Below are 17442 nucleotides of genomic sequence, written 5' to 3'. Positions count from 1 at the left end.
CCATGACTATTGTTCGCAATCCAAGTACTAAAGCGACAGGAAAAAGCTCAGACAATCTGTCTGAGCTGGTTTTCCAGAAAATTAAAAATGACATTTTTGACTTTAAGTTGATGCCGGGAGAACGATTTACCGAATCAGAGATTGCTGAAAGCTATGCCGTAAGCCGTACACCCATTCGGCAAGCCTTATATCGTCTGCAGCAGGAAGGCTATGTCGAGGTGCAGTTTAGAAGTGGCTGGCAGGTCCGGCCACTAAACTTTAAAGCTTATGAAGAACTGTATGATCTGCGGATTTTGCTTGAGTGTTATGTAGTTGAACAACTGTGTCTGATGCCCAAAGACCAGTTGAAAGCTGCTCTAGAAATTTTGATTCAAACCTGGTGTATCAAACCAGAACAGTATGTCTATGACCTCAGGCAGTTATCTGTAAAAGATGAAGCATTTCATTGTCATTTGGTATTTGCAGCCGGCAATGCAGAAATGACAAAAATTCACAGTGAGATCAGCGAGAAAATTCGCATCATACGCCGTCTAGATTTTTCCAAAGATTATCGGATTGAGGCCACCTATGCCGAACATCAACAGATTTTAAAGGCGCTGCTTGCCCAAGATGCAGCGTTCTGTCTCTCTATATTAGATGCTCATATCCGGCACAGCCGTAATGAGGTAAAAAAAATTACACTGGAAATGTTGTCCTCTAGTCCTGCGTAAGTGAGTCAGGATAAATTTATTTTTATAGCAAGATAAATATCAGACTTAACTCAAAATTGATAACCAATTCATAACCAGAAAAAACAAGAACCCGCTAGTGGCATCTCAAATTGTTTTTTAAAGTAAGTTGAGGATGATAATAACAAGAGATAAAAATGCTTCATCAGCCTATTCAACTTTTACTTACAGGTGCCAGCTGTGCACTTCTCCTAACCATGACTGGATGTACCATGCCTTCCAAGTCGCCTATCAATGACAGTTATGGTTCCCAGCCACATTTGCCCAAACCAAAATCAAGCTTGCTGCCTACAGTCAATATGGCGCCCGCCAAAGGTTGGCCTGAAGGTAAAATGCCGACACCCGCGACAGGTTTAAAAGTTCAGGCATTTGCCAAAGGGTTGCAGCATCCGCGCTGGCTATATGTATTGCCGAATGGTGATGTGCTGGTGGCCGAAACCGATGCACCACCTAAGCCCGATGACAGCAAAGGGATCAAAGGCAAAATCATGAAATGGGTAATGCAGCGTGCTGGCTCATCGCATCCCAGTGCCAACCGTATCAGTCTGCTTCGCGATAGCAATGGAGATGGGATGGCTGAACAAAAAACCGTATTTTTACAGAATCTCAATTCTCCATTTGGCATGGCGCTAGTCGGCAATATGTTGTATGTGGCGAATACTGATGTCCTGATGCGTTTTCCTTATCAGAACGGCGCGACTCAAATTACAGCAACTGGTACCAAGATACTGGATTTACCGGCAGGTCGTTTAAACCATCACTGGACTAAAAACGCCATTGCTAATCCTGCCGGCAACAAACTCTATATCACGGTGGGTTCCAACAGCAATGTCGCTGAAAATGGCCTGGATCAAGAACAAGGCCGGGCACTGATCATGGAATTTGACATAGCTAGTGCTCAAGCACGACCTTTTGCTACCGGACTGCGTAATCCGAATGGGATGGATTGGCAACCCCAGAGTGGCGCACTCTGGACGGTGGTAAATGAACGTGATGAACTCGGTAATGATTTGGTTCCTGATTATCTGACCTCTGTCAAAGAGGGCGCTTTTTATGGCTGGCCCTATAGTTATTATGGCCAACATGTAGATACACGGGTCAAACCGCAAAATCCTGCCCAGGTTGTGCGGGCAATTTCACCGGATTATGCATTGGGCAATCATACTGCATCATTGGGCTTGGCTTTCTATAGGGCAGATCTGATGCCTCAATATCGAAATGGGGCGCTGATTGGCCAGCATGGTTCATGGAACCGCAAACCGCATAGTGGCTATAAAGTGATTTTTGTTCCCTTTCAGAATGGGCAACCGATGGGCCCACCTCAAGATGTCTTGACTGGATTTTTAAGTGATCAGGGCGATGCATATGGGCGACCGGTCGGTGTGGCGGTAGATTCTTCAGGTGCCATTTTGGTTGCTGATGATGTCGGTGATGTGATTTGGCGAGTATCACCCTTGAGTACACTAGCTGCAGTAAGTAAATAAAGGTCTAGGGATTCAAGATTTTATTCAGATTTGAATCTATGGAAAGTAAAAGTTAAAGCAAAGACTGTTTCATTCAAACGTCAATATTTTGATTGAAAATATGCAAAGGTTAGCGGATTTAAAATAATTTTTAAGCTTCATTTAAGCTGGCTGAATTAGGCTTTCAGGATATTTTTACGCGGGATTACAGCATGTACAGAGATTCTGCTGATCCCATTAAAAATTATCTAAACCTAAGTACCAGTTTTAAGTGCGGCTAAAAACTGGATATAAAAATTTAAAATATCGCAAAAAGAGGATTTTAAAGAGTGAAATCAATTATTGCATTTATTTTCCCTTGGTCATTATTTATGACCCTTCATCGGCCAGTCGAAGCGACAGTGTGCTTAATACTTCAGATTTCGATTTTAGGCTGGATTCCTGCTGCAATCTGGGCGATGCATACTTTATATCGGGATAAAATAGCCTGAAAATAGGAAAATAAATTACTGAAAGATTATTTGATTTGACGGCAGTAAAAGCTCTATATTTTTATAGCGAAAGATTATTTTCACCTTCCAGATGATGAATACATCGATAAAATGAATCTAGAGGAATGTTCGAGAGAAATACTACAAAATTAAAATAAGAGAAAATTCAGGAAAAATTATTATTATATTTTGAAAAAGAAATTGAAGTACTCCGAAGATGCCGCTGCATGTGTCGTTACCCTGAACCCGATGAGTTCAAGGAGGATGCGACGTATACTTGCTGGGTTTCCCATACGGAGATGGGCATACACTCTAAATATACAGAACACACCCATAAGTGTTAGTATCGGCAGGGGAATAGACCCGCTGGCGAACACCTCAGAGTTAAGTTAATTATAACCAATAATCCCGGTGTGGCAACTCTATGCTGTTCATGAACTGTAAACAGTTCGGTCGAATGTCCGAAGTTTAAACAGAATTCGAGATTATTCAGTCAGTTCTTCAACTTCTTCTAAAATAGTTTGTAACAAACGCTCGCAATGCGCATATTGTTGCAGGGATCTGTTCATATTCAAGACCTCCTGCATCAGCTCAAGTGCCACCATAATAATCAGCTTACTCGGTTCCATGCGTGGCGCTTTACGGCGAAATTCATCGTATTTGTCATTCAATAACTGTGCCGCGCGTTCTAATTCTTCCTGCTTGTCAGGAGTAGAGGCCAAACGGAAACTATGCCCCAATACTCTGAGATCAATTGCAATTTGTTCACTCATGATGAGGCTTCCTCAGTCGCTTCAGTCGGATGGGCCAGTTGTTGAATTTCCTGTGCATGATGATCCTGCGCAGTACCGAGAATCGCTAGACGTTGAATAATCGCTTCAACCTTGGCTTTGGCATTTTCATTTTTCTGGGTTAAGCGTTCAGATTCCTGAGTCAGACGCTGAATTTCCTGCTGAGCATGACACTGTTCAAGGATCATCTTTTCCTTAACTATGCGCAGCTCATTGCGTTCAGCCAGAATTTCCTGAAAACGGTTTTTTAGGTCGGTACAGCTTTTTTCCAGACGGCCATAACGGTCTGCCAGTGCAGTTGCATCATTATTGAGCAGTTGAAATTGGGCACGAGAATCCGTCAATTGTTCTGTCAGATTTTCATTTTCTTGTTGTTTTTGCGCAATCACGCTATTTTTTTGTTCAATTTGCTGTTGATGTTGCATCATTGAAGAGTCTTGCTCTTCGCGCAAACTGGAATTTTCACTTTCAAGCCGTGCAAGTCGCGTTTTTAACACGCCGATCTGCACTTGTAGACGCTGTAATTCTTCTAACATATCGAGGTCGCACAGTGTTGCAAACAAAGGTAATATATAAGCAGTATAAAGATTGGATAAACGAATGCAAGACGATATTTCAGGTTGGACCGAATGGCACCGCAATTTTTCTTCAATTGAGGAAATTTCTAGCCCTAGCGAACTACATGGTTTGCTCACGGGCATTGTGTGTGTCACCCAGGCGCCAAGCAGTGAAGAGTGGTTACAGATTTTAGAAACACTGGATGTACCTGAACTGGATGCCGAAGCATTAGAGTTGTTGACGGGCGAAGCTGAAGATGTGTTCCATGCATTGTCTGAAGATGAGCTGGATTATTTACCTTTGCTGCCTGATGATGAGCATGTGCTTTCAGAACGCGTACAGGCTCTGGCGGACTGGTGTGCAGGCGTGGTCTTAGGTTTCGGACTGGCTTCAGGACATATCCGTCAGGATGAAGTTGAGCTGATTGAACATTTACAAGATGTAGCCGCAGTTGAATTTGAAGACTCGGACGATGATGCCGAAGGTGAAGAAAGCTATCAGGAATTGTACGAATTTGTGCGTCTGATTCCTGTCAGTCTGTCTTTAGGGCGTAAAAAGGTCGAAGTTGAAGAAACACCACTCTTACAGGAATTTAGTCAAAAAAATCAGCCTAAAGCCGCTGTTACAGACGCGCAAAGTGTGGTCGAGATTTTCTCGCCTAAACGTCCAAGCTGATGAAATGCTGAGGTGAACCATCAGCTGCTTGAAATCAGGCATATATTTTGCTGTTACAGTGAAATCTATAGTCTGATTTCAAGACTATATTCTAAATACAAGTATCGATCGATAAGAAGTAAGGTGTAATGAAGAAATTGACACAGGCAGTTTTTGAGGAACGTCGCGCAATCCTCGCAGGGGAAATCGGTTTACGCAGTATCGCTATTATCGCGACCAGTCCGGTAGCCATGCGTAACCGTGATGCAGATTATAAATATCGCGCCGACAGTAGTTTCTTCTATTTAACCGGATTCGCGGAGCCTGAAGCTGTGGCTGTGATTGAAACCTTTGACACTGAAGAAGAAGGCTATAGCTACAGTTTGTTCTGTCGAGAACGTAACCGTGAAATGGAAATCTGGAATGGCTACCGCGCGGGTATTGATGGGGCTATTCAGGATTATGATGCAGATGAAGCCTATGCGATTGATTTGCTGGATGAAGAAATCTTAGAAAAGTTACAAAATAAAGATCAGTTATTTTATCGCATTGGACAGCATGCAGAGTTTGATGCGCGTGTCGCCAAATGGATTGCAACTGCAAGTGGTGAAAGCCGTCGTGGTACTTCTGCGCCAGCGCAAGTCATTCAGCTGGATCGTATTGTTGATGAAATGCGTCTGCATAAAGATGCAAATGAAATTGAATTGATGCAGATTGCTTCCGATATTTCTGCTGATGCACATACGCAAGCGATGCTAGCAGTACGCCCGGGCATGATGGAATATGCACTGGAAGCTGAGCTGAATTATGTCTTTGGCAAAAATGGCGGTGTTCCGGCCTACAACAGTATTGTCGGTGGCGGTGAGAATGCCTGCATCCTGCATTATGTAGAAAATGACAAAGAACTGAAAGATGGCGATTTGGTCCTGATTGATGCTGCGGCTGAATATCAGCTTTATGCTTCAGACATTACCCGTACCTTTCCAGTGAATGGTAAATTTAGCCCGGAACAGAAAGCTTTATATAATGTAGTGCTGGATGCTCAAATTGCTGCAATTAATGCTGTGCAAATTGGTAACTCGTATAAAGAACCACATAATGTTGCAGTGCGTATTTTGGTGCAGGGTTTGCTCGATCTTGGCTTGATGCAGGGGAATATTGACGACATTATAGAAAAAGAAGCTTTCCGCCAGTTCTACATGCATGGTACCGGACACTGGCTCGGTATGGATGTGCATGATGTCGGTGCTTATAAGGTGGACGGTGAATGGCGCTCGTATGAAGAGGGTATGGTCGTGACCGTTGAGCCGGGTCTTTATATCGCGCCTGATGATGAAACAGTAGATGCTAAATGGCGTGGAATTGGCATCAGGATTGAAGATGATGTGGTAGCCACTGCAAATGGCCCGCTGGTTTTAACTGCGAAAGTTGTCAAAACGGTAGAAGAGATTGAAGCATTGATGGCGAAAGCGCGCGCTGCCTAATCCAAGAAAAATACAGAAAGCCGGTCGCGAGATCGGCTTTTTTTATGACATTTCTATGCCGTTTTAAACAAGAATTCCTAGCTATATCGAATCGATCAAAAAGTGATTTAGCTTACGTTTATCTCGAACAAGTCAAATAAAACTAACCTAAGTAAAATTTACAGCTTAAAAAGTGACAGGAAGTCAACACAGAAAATCTGTTTTTAGCATCAAAGCTACATATTAAATGCGCTGAGATTCTCATACTTTCTCTGATCCTTAAATAAACTTAAATAACAGCAGGAGAACACTTATGAGATTAAATACGATTGACTGGATTGCTTATGCTTTAACAATCATTGGTGGCATTAATTGGGGTTTAATTGGTGCATTCGATTTTAATTTGGTCGCTGCAATCTTTGGTGATATGAGCGCCTTATCTCGAATTGTTTATGTATTGGTTGGTTTGTCGGCATTGTACCTGATTTATACAGGAACGAAGTTGGGTAAAACAGTACACCACACAGATCATCATACCAATATTGTGCGTTAAGCTAATCTTCTTGGGCGAGTTTCTTGCAAGATAGGATTCATGTCTTCGAGTAACTTGCCGAGAGGATAGAAATAGTGTGGAAGATGAAGAAACCTCGGTATATTTCCGGGGTTTTTTATATAGGTGTTTATAGGTTATTAATAGAACCATCCCCAGATCTACAACAATGCCTAGCTAAAGATTGATGATCACTACCATACAAATAAGATTAGATTGTACATGGTTGGATAAATTTTTTTTAAAATATCTGTTAGCTCAAAGATCGAGTTATATTTATACAATTATCTTAAAATAAGAAAAGAATAGTGATTGTAAATGGGCCTCCTGCTACTGACAGTGATTATCAGCTTATTTATAAATGGCTTGATTCACAATTTTATCATTCAGGATTTACCAGTAGCAATATATATTCAAAATTGTGCGAAGCGAGTAGATCGAGTTATACCAATTTGACTAGGTTTGCGATCGAATCGTATAAGTGCCAAATGAAATAATAACATTCCGTTTTTTAATGCTGAGTTGATAAAAGTGAGTATAAATATTTTAGTTGCTGAATTAAAGACAACTCGGTTGGAGTTAAGAGCATATAAAGTTGGAGATGAATTTTCATTATTCCAAGAGTATTGTGGCGACGTTGAAGCATCAAAATACTTACAACGACAGGTGCATACAACAGTCGGTCAAACTCAGCAGATGTTGCAGAAATGGGCGTTAAGCTATTGGCAGCAACCGATTAAAGGATTTTCATGGGTGATTGCTGAGCGAAAAAGTCATCTGGCAATCGGGTTACTAACGATTATTCAACAGCAAAATAACAGCCTTGAAATTCATTTCGGACTTGGTCCTCGATTTCAGGGGCAGGGCTATATGCTTGAGGCGATGAAAGCGGTGATTCAGTATTTTAGACAATATCTTACATTTAAATCACTAGATACTTTCTGTGATGCAGAACATATACAGGCACACCAAGTGCTTTTAAAGACAGGGTTTGAAATCGTTGAACGGATCAATGCCTATACTGTATTGCCGAAGTTGGGGACTGAAAAGCGCGATGTCTTGGTTTTTCAATATAGGCTGGATCATCATGGAGAAAACTAAATAAAACGAATCATTATAAAAATTTAAAGCCTTGAGGTAAGATAAAACCAGTATACGTTTTATGTAATTCGCCATAGATGCGAATAAACAGATAAGGAAGTAAGCATGCAACAAGAAGTCATCATTGTCGGTGGTGGTATGGTCGGCTTAAGCCTCGCATTGATGTTGGCGAAAATCAATATTGCAGTCAAACTGTTGGAAGCCATTAAATACCCAAATTATGATGATGAAAATCTTGCGCCATATCATTCCAGTTTTGATGCACGTAACAGTGCCTTGTCACGCCGTAGCGTGCAGATCTATCAGGAGCTTGGACTTTGGAATGCCTTGCAAGAACATGCTACCCCAATTCTGGAAGTGAATATTACCGAACAGGGCAGTTTTGGTAAGGCTCGACTGAAAGCCGAACAGGAAAAAGTCGAAAGCTTTGGTCAGGTCATTGAAAATGCCTGGCTCGGTCGTGTACTGCTGACCCAAGTCAAAAAAGAGCCATTGATTGAACTGATTGATGGTGTTCAAGTGACATCCCTTATCCAAGATACAGACTTTGCTTATATCGAAGCTCAGCGTGGTGAATCGTCACTAAAATTACAGTCCAAACTGGTTATTGCCGCCGATGGGCGGGATTCTTTCTGCCGTAAAGCCTTGGGTATTGGTGCATCAGAACATGATTATGATCAGGTTGCGATTGTGACCACAGTACAAACGTCTAAGCCACATGCTCATGTGGGCTTTGAGCGTTTCAGCCATTTAGGGCCTTTGGCACTTTTACCACTACCGGGTGAGTATCGTCGTTCAGTGGTCTGGCCAGTGAAAAAAGGTACTGAAGGAGAATGGTTGGGGGATGAAAATGACCAGCATTTTCTGGATGCCTTACAGGAAACGTATGGCGATCGTGCCGGAAAATTCCAGAAAACCGGAAAACGGTTCAGTTTTCCCTTATCTCAAGTGTTAGCTGAAAAACAGGCTGTTGGCCGTGTCGTGTTGATGGGCAATGCAGCACATACGATTCATCCGGTCGCTGGACAGGGTTTTAACCTGTGTATGCGTGATGCGCATGTATTGGTGCGTTACCTGAAAGAGCAGCAGGCACAAGGCGCAGACTTGGGCGATGCTGCAATATTGCTAGACTATGAGAAATCCCGTCTCAGTGACCAGCAGCGTGTGATCAAGTTCTGTGATTCAGTGGTACGCGGTTTCAGTAACCAGAATCCGTTTTTAAGATTGATGCGTAATACAGGTTTAGTCGCCTTTGATACGATTCCAGGCATCAAGCCACTCGTTGCAAATTATGCCATGGGGTTAAAAGCATGAGCTTAAATCAAACTAACGAAATATTAGACGTTGTCATTATTGGTGGTGGGTTGGTAGGCGGGCTCACTGCGCTATTGCTGGCCCAAGGGGGCGTGCAGCCTACAGTTCTGGATGCAGCGCCAATTCTGGATGCAGATAAAACCTTAAGGGTGGCTAATCCGCGTGTCCTGGCTTTAAGTCAGGCAACCATTCACCTATTAAAAACGGTGGGTGTCTGGGAAAATTTAGCACGTCAGCAGCCTTATACCGGCATGCAGGTCTGGAATAAAAATGGCTATGGAGAAATTAATTTTGGCCAGTCTTCAGAAAAAACACTATCGGTAGAGCAGGCTTTAGGCTCGATGGTGGAACCAAGCATTTTGAATCTGGCTATTCAGCAAAAGATGCTGGAAGATGTTCAAGATTATAGAACACAGGTCAAAGTCAGCCGTATCGAACGTGGCGTCGGTGTGTGGATCATTCATCTGGCTGATGGTACACAACTCCAAACTAAACTGGTGGTCGGCGCAGATGGTGCAAACTCCTTTGTACGTGAGCAAGCTTTCATTGATATTGATGTACTGGACTATAAACAGGCAGGCATCAGTTGTGCCATTAAAACTGCACAGCCTCATCAGCATATGGCACGTCAGATTTTTCTTGAAACCGGTCCATTGGCTTTTTTACCTATGGCCAGCCTTAATCCGGAAGAGCAGGGACATTGGCAATCAATTGTCTGGACCTTGCCAGAGGATTATGCTGAGGAATATGCAGCGCTCCCAGATGCTGAATTTACTCAGCTATTAACCCGTGAAAGTCAGCATATGTTGGGTGAAGTATTGCAGGCGACATCACGTGCCACTTTCCCTTTAAAAGCCCGTGCCGCTCAGCAATATGTTCAAGACGGTTTAGCCCTGATTGGAGATGCGGCACATGTGATTCATCCGTTGGCAGGTCAAGGGGTGAATATTGGCTGTCTGGATGCTGCAGTGCTCTGTGATGTTTTACTGCATGATCAGGCGCGTGGCGTATGGGCACATGAGCAAACCCTCAAACGCTATGAACATCGCCGTAAAGGTCAAAACGATGCCATGATGCATAGCATGTCTGCGATTGGCTGGATGGAAACGACCTCATTCTTCCCAATGGTTTGGGTACGTAATTTTGGTTTAAAACAGGTAGAAAATCAGCCAATATTAAAAGATGCATTTATGGCGCAAGCCAATGGTCTGGGTTTACTTAAAGACACACGCTACGCAGCTTAAGACAGAAATGTAAATTTTTTAAACAAACACCAATAAAGAGTAACGATTTTGTTTAAAAAAGATACGATTTTTTGATGTTTGGTACTAGGCGAAGGTCGAAGAGATTGCTAAATTTCACTTAATTCGATACCTGACTTGGAATACCAAGCGAGGGCCATTTTTGGGGAGATGCAAATGACAGACATGAATGATTATGATGACGACGTTGAAGATTCAATTGTTGACGATGATGAAGCAAAAGCCGCTGAAAAAGGCGCGGTCGATAGCACAGAGGTCGTCAGTGATACCGATCTTGTAGAAGCTGAAACTTTGACCGTCACTGCAAAGCTGAAAAAGCGTCAAGCACTTGAAGACGAGATTGCGGCTTTCCTTGCCAGTGGTGGTCGTATTGTTGAAGTGCCGGCAGATGAATCAGTAGCCAAAGAATAAGTTATTGATTAACTTGTTTCTTATAAAAAACACCACATTCAATGTGGTGTTTTTTTTTGCAAATCCAAACGTAATAGAAAATCTAAAGCAATTAGTCGTTTGCCGAAGTCAGTTCTAAAGCACGTTGATAAGCGATTTTCTTTTTGATACCTGTTAAATCTGCAGCCAGTTGTGAAGCAGCTTTGACCGAAAGGTCCTGTAATAGGCGATTCAATAATTTATCCAGCTTTTCCTGATCCAGATCTTTTTCTTCGGTGGCACCGCCAATCACCAAAACAATTTCGCCTTTTTCCTGATTGTGATCATTGACAATGAATTCGACCAGCTCACCCAAGGTCATTTTCTTGATAGTTTCAAAAGTCTTGGTAATTTCACGCGCAAAACCGACCGGGCGATCTGCACCGAATACGCTGGCCATATCTTTAACGCAATCTAGAATCCGGTGCGGTGCTTCATAGAAAATCAGGGTCTGGGTTTCATCTTTCAGTTTTTCCAGATTCTGCAGGCGCTGACTTTGTCTGGATGGCAGAAAACCTTCAAAACTGAAACGGTCACTTGGCAAGCCAACTGCACTTAAGGCGGCAATCGCAGCACAAGCACCAGGTACAGGAATCACGCGAATATTATGAGCTTGTGCAGCACGGACAAATTTAAAACCAGGGTCGCTGATCAGGGGCGTACCAGCATCACTGATCAGGGCCATATCCTCGCCATTGAGCAGGCGCTGGATCAGCTGATCAATCTTGTTGCTTTCATTATGCTCATGACAGGCAGTTAGAGGTGTTTGAATATTAAAGTGTTTAAGTAATTGTGCTGAAGTTCGTGTATCCTCGGCAGCAATAAGACTCACCGACTTCAACACCTGAATTGCACGATAACTAATATCATCTAAGTGCCCGATTGGAGTCGCAACAACAAATAACTGAGCACTCATAGGTTTCTCCATGTGGAATAAATTGAATAATAAAAAATGGAAGATTAAAAATAAAATATTGGGCTTGTGTTTAGTCAGCTACATCAGCTGCGTACAAGCAGAAGTGTTGATCATTCTACCCGAATCCGGGCCTTTGGCGCGAGCTGCATCGAGTATCAAACAGGGATTTCTCAGCGCCTATACTACTTCCGGGCAGAAAGTCCCATTGAAATGGGTCAACTCCAATCAGAAAAATATCTCTCAGCTACTAAAACAGCATGTCAATAAAAAGACCAAAATGGTGGTAGGACCATTGGCACGTAGCGATGTAGAGCAACTGCTCAAGAGCAAACCTAAAGTACGTACCCTCAGCCTGAATGATGTAGCAGGGTCATTACCCCAAGTCTGGCAATTCAGCCTGTCCAAAAAAGAAGATGCCGCTGCCTTAAAAACCTTATTGCACAAAGATGGAATTCAACAGCTGCTGATTTTACGCCAGCCGGGCAGTGAAGCCGAGTATGAGCTGTTGCTGATGTCATTGTTCAGTCAAAGTGATCAGAAATTCAAGATCGTGAACAAGACGCCCATTTTTTTAATGCCAAAACAAGGGCTGTTATACCTCGGCAATGCAGAAGGGCTGGCTGCCATACCTGAATTAAGCCATAAACGGATGTATACCGTGGCCAATGCGATCAGCGAGCAGCATAGACCCCCGAAAGGGATCAAGTTCTGTGATGTTCCGGTACTTTATCTGGCTGACTGGCCGGATGTTCTACAGGCCTATGCTAAAGAACCGGTGGATATGTCCTATCAGCGGCTGATTGCCTTCGGGGGAGATGCCTGGCAGATTACCCAGCAGTACCTGTCACAACCGCATTTGCAGCATATTGAATTTCAGGGTAGAACTGGCCGGATTGAAATCACGGACCACAGTATTCAGCGTAGTCCACAATGTTTTCAGTATAGTGGCACAGGCGTCAAGCTACTATGAGCGAAAGAGGAATGCTACGACAGCAACTAGGTGCATGGGCGGAGCAGCAAGCGGCCCAATTGATGCAAAACCATGGATTTCAGTTCCTGGCAGCCAATTATCACAGTCGCTATGGCGAGCTGGATCTGATTCTGGTACGTGATCAGGAGCTGGTCTTTGTAGAAGTCAAAGCACGTGCACAAACTGGATACGCACAAGCGATCGAGTCTGTTTCCAGAGCGAAACAGGGCAAAATGCTCAAGACAGCCATGTGCTTTATTCAGAAAAATCCACAATTTGCACACTATTACTATCGTTTTGACGTGATTTGTTTTGATTTTAAACAGCAATTTGCAAAAACCCTACAGCATGACTTTTCGCTATACCCTTATGATCTGGCATGGATTGAAAATGCTTTTACTTTTGATCAAGAGTTTATTAACCTTTGAACAAAATAAGGTCTAAAGATGCTTATATTTGCTTCAAGATCATTGTAAAGTTCAAGCAGAATTGACATGATCTGAGCTTGAAAACAGATTATTAGATTGAAAAAGACGTAATAAAATGAAGGAGTCTTGCTGAGTGGTTAAGCGTATTGCAATAACAATGCTGTGTGTCGCAAGTTTATCAGGTTGTGCAAGTTTTATTTCCAGCGGCACAGGTACGGCTCCTGTCGGAACTGAAAGTGGGGCGCGTACCTTGGGGCAGGTATTTATTGATTCCTCAATTGTCCGTACTGCAAAAATTAATCTTTATAAATTGGATTCGCGCTTTAAGCAGGCCCGGGTCAATATTGAAAGTTTCCATGGCAATGTCTTGTTGACCGGTCAGGTGCCGGATGCCCATTTAAAGCAACTGGCTGAAGATAATGTCAAATCCATGAGTGATGTCAAAGCGGTACATAATTTTATTACTGTCGGCAATCAGATCAGCTATAGCACCATCATGCAGGATACTGCGGTGACTGCAAATACCCGTGGCTTGATCATGAAAGCGACTGTGGTAGCGGATAGTAAAGTGCATGTGCATACTGAAGATGGCGTACTGTATGTGATGGGTCGTTTAAATGGTGCCGAGATTGCTGACCTGAATCAGGTGTTACAACAGGTGGGTAATGTCACTAAAATTGTGACCCTAATTGATAATGTGGAGCAATATTCAAGTCTGGCTAATCAAAACTTTGCCGCACCGGCATATGCGCAGCCGGGTATTGAACAGACGCCAGTGGCGATTGATCCTGATACGGTTGAACCGACCTATGAACCATAAGGTCGGCCAGTTTAAAACCCAACTCTCACAGCGTATTTTGCAGTTTCAACAGCACTATCAAGATTTCCGGTTATACGATTTTGGTAGTTATGCTTTAAATCGTTTAACTCCGAAACAAGGTTACACAGTCGAAACCCAATTGGCCTATGGCTTGAAATCCCGGCAACGCTTTGACCTGTTTCGGAGTCAGCAGCCTTTGCCACATCGTCCCCTGATTGTGTTTGTGCATGGCGGTGCTTGGTTGCATGGCGATAAAAAGGATTATCAGTTTATTGGCGAGTCCTTTGCTAAAGAAGGTTATGATGTGGTGGTGATGAATTATCATCTGGCGCCACAACATATTTTTCCGACCTATATTCATGATCTGCATTTATTGCTCAATCATTTGCAGCAGTCAGCTGGACAGTTGCAGATCTGTGCTGAAAATCTGGTCTTGATGGGACACTCTGCCGGGGCATTCAATGTGATGTCTGCCTTGTATCATCCGCAATCTGCCAGCATTGATCACAATCAAATCCGGGCGATTATTGGTCTGGCGGGGCCTTATCATTTTGATTACAAAAATGATCCGATCTGTGCCGATGCATTTGATCAGGCGGTGCCTTATCAGCAGGTGATGCCTTATTATTTTGTTAAAAATAGCTCAATCCGGCATTATCTGTTTATTGCCGAAAAAGACAAGATTGTTGGGCATTTCAATAGCCAGGATTTGGACCGCGTACTGAAAGAGAAGGGCAATCATAGCCATCTGATTCAAATTCCGAAACTTGGTCATATTGCGATTGTGGGTTCACTCTCCAGTTTGTTTAGCCGGTTTTTCCAGACCAAGGCACAGGTGCTTTGGGCGCTCGAGGATGCATTTAAATCCTGATACTGATATGTTAGTTTAACCAAGCACTAGATAAAAAAGAATCCAGTGGATGATCTCCCCTGGATTCTTTTTTTGAGCCGTTGGGCTAAATCTTTCAAATACAGATTTACAGCCAGGTCTTGGTGTCGTCTGCGACGGGCGTACCTTGAGTCACATGCATGATCATGGCATGGGCAATACTGCCTTTAAACGGAATTTCAGGCAGCTGATCGAATTTAAAGAATTGCGCATCGCTAATTTCTTCTTCCTGCAGCTGTAGCTCACCGCCAGCATATTCTGCCTTGAAGGCAATCATCAGATTGCTTGGGAAAGGCCAGGGCTGGCTGGCCAGATACTGAATATTCTTGAGTTGTAAGCCAACTTCTTCTAGCGTTTCACGACGTACTGCATCTTCCAGCGTTTCACCCACTTCAACGAAACCGGCAATCAGTCCATACATCTGGCTTTTAGTATTACGTGCATTTTTGGCCAGCAGAATCTCGTCTTTGCCTCGGGTAATGACGGTAATAACGCAAGGCTGTACCCGTGGATATTGCCGGTAGTTGCAGGATGGGCAGACCATGGCATATTCAACAGCATGCGCTTCAGTCGCTGTACCGCAATGACTACAGAACTTATGGTTACGACGCCATTCTAAAAGTTGTACTGCGCGGCTGGCCTGTTCGAATTGCTGGGTATTCCAGAACTGTAACAGCTGACGGATGGGAACTAGTTGCAAGCCTGCAGGAATCGGCTCATCGGGAAGAAGATCACGGGCAATCACCTGATCACCCGTGTGGAGTAGCAAATCACTTGCCAAGGCTTCAACCCGTGGAAGTTGAAAGTGTTGATCGACCAGCAGTTGCTGTTGTTGAAAAATATAAGCAAGTGATAATTTGGACATTAGGCAACTATTTTGAGTTTCTCACTACTGTCCAATGCTACCTGAAACATGGTCTGTAATACAGGCTGTTTGTTCTTTAAGTTATCAATCATCATGTCGGCACTGGCCAGGGTGTCTAAAGCACGATGAATTTCTTCCGGACTTAATGCAATCGACAGATCAATACGGTTCTTGATGAATTCTGCAGTGGTGGTGAACGCAGTACGAACATGTTCTGCATTCAGGAACAGCATCGCGCCGCCAATCTCGCAAAACTGTACAGGAACAGGTTCGAGGGCAGTCAAGTCATGATCTTGCAGGTAATTGCTGAGAATCTGGCTAGAAAGCTCGATCAGGGCCTTGGTTTCTGTGAGTAAAGCAGCGTGTGCTTCATCCAGACGGTCCAGAGAAATATTCATGTTGTTGACACGCAGCTGCAAGCGGCTCGAAGTATGATGACGTTCCAGTACGCCAATCGAGTTCATCGCAGACAGAATCACATTCATCAACTGCTGGGCAAAGTTGGCATCCTGCATCATCTCCGGCTGACTCAGTGAAGCGGCCTGACGGGTCAGGTCATGATAGGCTTCATTCAGGTTCAACACCTTGAAGATATTGGCCAAACTATTCAGTTGAGCCTGTAATTCCTGAGTCTTTTCAGGCGTCATATTCTGATAATTGAACTCGATATCATTACGAATTTGCGCCATTTCCGTGGTCACCAACTCGCTGATGGTATGCATGGTTTCAAAGTCAGGACCATACAGGTGGCGACTGAAGACCTGTAATTGCATATCGGTCAGTAGGTCATCGCCAACATTGAGCTGGCTACGGATAGATTGCGCAGTTTCATCTTCCTGACTGATACATAGGCTGAGCACATTGGCCAGATCAGCCAGCGAAGCCTTGAAGCTGTCTGCCGAGCTAAAATACTGTGCCATGTTGCGCTCAATGCTCACCAAGGTGCGTAGACGTGGCTCATTAATCAGCAGGTGCTCAATATTGTTTAACGCGACATATACCAGATTCCAGTACTGCTTGCTGTCATGTTGCTCTGCAAGTCCAGCCAGATAAGCACCCACCAGTTTGACGGCTTGCAGATCCAGTTCACTTTCTTCCTGATTGATCAGCTTGTTGAGTGACAGCTTATACAGGCGGTGTACATATTGGGATTTTTCCAGGCTTGGTGCCTGTGGCAGTGCAAAATCAGGGGTGACGCAATCCAATAAACCTTCTACATGCTGGCCTTCAGTCGTCAGCGGTTTACCCAAAACCAGTTCCAGACGGTTCAGGGTATCCAGCAAAAACTGTGGAATTTTTACTTCACGCAAACAGATAAATTCGATATAGCGTTTCAGCATGGTGGTGCCTTCACTCAAGGCGATCACTTCTTGAGTATTGACCTGCGCTGGATTCCCCATGATCTTGCGCATCAGTTCTGCTGAATATTGAGCGATTTTTGCCAGACTGGACATGTCGATGAGTGCCAGAACCTGGGCGCATTGTTCGAACTGATTTAATGCATCATCAATACCAAAAGGTAAAGTCTGGTCTTCTACCAAGGTGCTTACTGCTGATTCGACTAACTTGATCGAGTTATCAACCTCATTTTTTATTATCAGTAAAGCTGTTGGATCAAAATGTATAGAGGTTTGGTAAGACATGATCTGCACCTTTCCTGGAGTATTATCTATATATGAGCCCCGCTTTAAACTACGGGGCCTCTTTGTATTTACTATAACTGAAGAACGATAGTTTTAAACCTAAAGTA

General features: G+C 43.5%; 19 protein-coding genes and 1 other RNA gene. 14 read left to right on the top strand and 6 right to left on the bottom strand.

Going from position 1 to position 17442, the window contains the following annotated elements; translation table 11 throughout:
* The first annotated feature begins 2 nt into the window (after positions 1 to 2).
* The 3 genes from Q9R21_RS01985 to Q9R21_RS01975 all read left to right on the top strand — a co-directional run bounded on the left by Q9R21_RS01985 (position 3) and on the right by Q9R21_RS01975 (position 2682).
* On the top strand, positions 3 to 710 hold the full coding sequence (locus Q9R21_RS01985; RefSeq protein ID WP_253174581.1) for a GntR family transcriptional regulator: 708 nt from the start codon (positions 3 to 5) through the stop codon (positions 708 to 710).
* A gap of 215 nt (positions 711 to 925) precedes the next feature.
* The gene (locus tag Q9R21_RS01980; RefSeq protein ID WP_311203669.1) at positions 926 to 2212 is read left to right on the top strand and encodes a sorbosone dehydrogenase family protein; all 1287 of its coding nucleotides are present in this window, start codon (positions 926 to 928) and stop codon (positions 2210 to 2212) included.
* A gap of 308 nt (positions 2213 to 2520) precedes the next feature.
* Complete coding sequence (locus Q9R21_RS01975; RefSeq protein WP_114541609.1) at positions 2521 to 2682, top strand: YqaE/Pmp3 family membrane protein; 162 nt, start codon at positions 2521 to 2523, stop codon at positions 2680 to 2682.
* Positions 2683 to 2886: 204 nt separating this feature from the next.
* Here Q9R21_RS01975 and ssrS read toward each other — a convergent pair.
* From ssrS to Q9R21_RS01960, 3 genes are all read right to left on the bottom strand, one after another.
* Positions 2887 to 3070: non-coding RNA, 6S RNA (ssrS, locus tag Q9R21_RS01970), on the bottom strand.
* A 97-nt stretch (positions 3071 to 3167) separates the two neighbouring features.
* On the bottom strand, positions 3168 to 3455 hold the full coding sequence (locus tag Q9R21_RS01965; RefSeq protein WP_004279505.1) for a cell division protein ZapA: 288 nt from the start codon (positions 3453 to 3455) through the stop codon (positions 3168 to 3170).
* Positions 3452 to 4009: a hypothetical protein gene (locus Q9R21_RS01960; RefSeq protein ID WP_311203615.1), complete on the bottom strand. Its 558-nt coding sequence runs from the start codon at positions 4007 to 4009 to the stop codon at positions 3452 to 3454. Before Q9R21_RS01960 ends, Q9R21_RS01965 begins: the two co-directional genes overlap by 4 nt.
* Positions 4010 to 4073: 64 nt before the next feature.
* Between Q9R21_RS01960 and Q9R21_RS01955 the strand changes: the two genes are divergently transcribed.
* From Q9R21_RS01955 to Q9R21_RS01925, 7 genes are all read left to right on the top strand, one after another.
* Positions 4074 to 4706 carry a UPF0149 family protein gene (locus Q9R21_RS01955; protein ID WP_311203614.1) on the top strand — a complete coding sequence of 211 codons (633 nt, stop codon included), beginning with the start codon at positions 4074 to 4076 and terminating at the stop codon, positions 4704 to 4706.
* Between the two features lie 128 nt (positions 4707 to 4834).
* The gene (gene pepP / locus Q9R21_RS01950) at positions 4835 to 6169 is read left to right on the top strand and encodes a Xaa-Pro aminopeptidase (RefSeq protein WP_311203613.1); all 1335 of its coding nucleotides are present in this window, start codon (positions 4835 to 4837) and stop codon (positions 6167 to 6169) included.
* Between the two features lie 292 nt (positions 6170 to 6461).
* Complete coding sequence (locus tag Q9R21_RS01945; RefSeq protein WP_004279510.1) at positions 6462 to 6701, top strand: DUF378 domain-containing protein; 240 nt, start codon at positions 6462 to 6464, stop codon at positions 6699 to 6701.
* 528 nt (positions 6702 to 7229) lie between these two features.
* A complete protein-coding gene (locus tag Q9R21_RS01940) occupies positions 7230 to 7799 on the top strand; it encodes a GNAT family N-acetyltransferase (protein WP_311203612.1) in 570 nt (189 codons plus the stop codon).
* Positions 7800 to 7904: 105 nt separating this feature from the next.
* Entirely contained in the window at positions 7905 to 9113 is a 1209-nt protein-coding gene (gene ubiH, locus Q9R21_RS01935; RefSeq protein WP_311203611.1) for a 2-octaprenyl-6-methoxyphenyl hydroxylase, read from the top strand.
* Positions 9110 to 10357: an FAD-dependent monooxygenase gene (locus Q9R21_RS01930; protein ID WP_311203610.1), complete on the top strand. Its 1248-nt coding sequence runs from the start codon at positions 9110 to 9112 to the stop codon at positions 10355 to 10357. The genes ubiH and Q9R21_RS01930 overlap by 4 nt, the downstream gene beginning before the upstream one ends.
* Before the next feature lie 174 nt (positions 10358 to 10531).
* Positions 10532 to 10786: a hypothetical protein gene (locus Q9R21_RS01925; RefSeq protein WP_004646359.1), complete on the top strand. Its 255-nt coding sequence runs from the start codon at positions 10532 to 10534 to the stop codon at positions 10784 to 10786.
* A 91-nt stretch (positions 10787 to 10877) separates the two neighbouring features.
* Here Q9R21_RS01925 and rsmI read toward each other — a convergent pair whose 3' ends face one another.
* Positions 10878 to 11720 (bottom strand): 16S rRNA (cytidine(1402)-2'-O)-methyltransferase, encoded by an 843-nt coding sequence (gene rsmI / locus Q9R21_RS01920; RefSeq protein ID WP_311203609.1) that lies wholly within the window; start codon positions 11718 to 11720, stop codon positions 10878 to 10880.
* 10 nt (positions 11721 to 11730) lie between these two features.
* Between rsmI and Q9R21_RS01915 the strand changes: the two genes are divergently transcribed.
* From Q9R21_RS01915 to Q9R21_RS01900, 4 genes are all read left to right on the top strand, one after another.
* Positions 11731 to 12690, top strand: a complete 960-nt coding sequence (locus Q9R21_RS01915; RefSeq protein WP_311203608.1) for a penicillin-binding protein activator — start codon at positions 11731 to 11733, stop codon at positions 12688 to 12690.
* A gap of 11 nt (positions 12691 to 12701) precedes the next feature.
* The gene (locus Q9R21_RS01910) at positions 12702 to 13118 is read left to right on the top strand and encodes a YraN family protein (protein WP_180086747.1); all 417 of its coding nucleotides are present in this window, start codon (positions 12702 to 12704) and stop codon (positions 13116 to 13118) included.
* 133 nt (positions 13119 to 13251) lie between these two features.
* Complete coding sequence (locus Q9R21_RS01905) at positions 13252 to 13938, top strand: BON domain-containing protein (RefSeq protein ID WP_004279522.1); 687 nt, start codon at positions 13252 to 13254, stop codon at positions 13936 to 13938.
* Positions 13928 to 14809, top strand: a complete 882-nt coding sequence (locus Q9R21_RS01900; protein ID WP_253146175.1) for an alpha/beta hydrolase — start codon at positions 13928 to 13930, stop codon at positions 14807 to 14809. The genes Q9R21_RS01905 and Q9R21_RS01900 overlap by 11 nt, the downstream gene beginning before the upstream one ends.
* 106 nt (positions 14810 to 14915) lie before the next feature.
* Here the strand turns inward: Q9R21_RS01900 and nudC are convergent, their stop codons facing one another.
* Entirely contained in the window at positions 14916 to 15692 is a 777-nt protein-coding gene (gene nudC, locus Q9R21_RS01895; protein ID WP_071851824.1) for an NAD(+) diphosphatase, read from the bottom strand.
* A complete protein-coding gene (locus Q9R21_RS01890) occupies positions 15692 to 17335 on the bottom strand; it encodes a chemotaxis protein (protein ID WP_311203607.1) in 1644 nt (547 codons plus the stop codon). The genes nudC and Q9R21_RS01890 overlap by 1 nt, the downstream gene beginning before the upstream one ends.
* Positions 17336 to 17442: the final 107 nt, after the last annotated feature.

This window comes from Acinetobacter sp. RG5 (assembly GCF_031844265.1).
In the GTDB taxonomy this organism is placed as follows: Bacteria; Pseudomonadota; Gammaproteobacteria; order Pseudomonadales; family Moraxellaceae; genus Acinetobacter.
Note: the sequence above shows the minus strand (reverse complement) of the source record. Positions and strands in the feature narration are given on the sequence as shown.

Coding starts and splice junctions, on each gene's coding strand:
- Q9R21_RS01985 (WP_253174581.1), top strand. CDS start 3: ATGACTATTGTTCGCAATCCAAGTACTAAAGCGACAGGAAAAAGCTCA.
- Q9R21_RS01945 (WP_004279510.1), top strand. CDS start 6,462: ATGAGATTAAATACGATTGACTGGATTGCTTATGCTTTAACAATCATT.
- Q9R21_RS01900 (WP_253146175.1), top strand. CDS start 13,928: ATGAACCATAAGGTCGGCCAGTTTAAAACCCAACTCTCACAGCGTATT.
- Q9R21_RS01890 (WP_311203607.1), bottom strand. CDS start 17,335: ATGTCTTACCAAACCTCTATACATTTTGATCCAACAGCTTTACTGATA.
- Q9R21_RS01910 (WP_180086747.1), top strand. CDS start 12,702: ATGCTACGACAGCAACTAGGTGCATGGGCGGAGCAGCAAGCGGCCCAA.
- rsmI (WP_311203609.1), bottom strand. CDS start 11,720: ATGAGTGCTCAGTTATTTGTTGTTGCGACTCCAATCGGGCACTTAGAT.
- Q9R21_RS01955 (WP_311203614.1), top strand. CDS start 4,074: ATGCAAGACGATATTTCAGGTTGGACCGAATGGCACCGCAATTTTTCT.
- ubiH (WP_311203611.1), top strand. CDS start 7,905: ATGCAACAAGAAGTCATCATTGTCGGTGGTGGTATGGTCGGCTTAAGC.
- nudC (WP_071851824.1), bottom strand. CDS start 15,692: ATGTCCAAATTATCACTTGCTTATATTTTTCAACAACAGCAACTGCTG.
- Q9R21_RS01930 (WP_311203610.1), top strand. CDS start 9,110: ATGAGCTTAAATCAAACTAACGAAATATTAGACGTTGTCATTATTGGT.
- Q9R21_RS01965 (WP_004279505.1), bottom strand. CDS start 3,455: ATGAGTGAACAAATTGCAATTGATCTCAGAGTATTGGGGCATAGTTTC.
- Q9R21_RS01915 (WP_311203608.1), top strand. CDS start 11,731: ATGTGGAATAAATTGAATAATAAAAAATGGAAGATTAAAAATAAAATA.
- Q9R21_RS01980 (WP_311203669.1), top strand. CDS start 926: ATGACTGGATGTACCATGCCTTCCAAGTCGCCTATCAATGACAGTTAT.
- Q9R21_RS01925 (WP_004646359.1), top strand. CDS start 10,532: ATGACAGACATGAATGATTATGATGACGACGTTGAAGATTCAATTGTT.
- pepP (WP_311203613.1), top strand. CDS start 4,835: ATGAAGAAATTGACACAGGCAGTTTTTGAGGAACGTCGCGCAATCCTC.
- Q9R21_RS01960 (WP_311203615.1), bottom strand. CDS start 4,009: ATGTTAGAAGAATTACAGCGTCTACAAGTGCAGATCGGCGTGTTAAAA.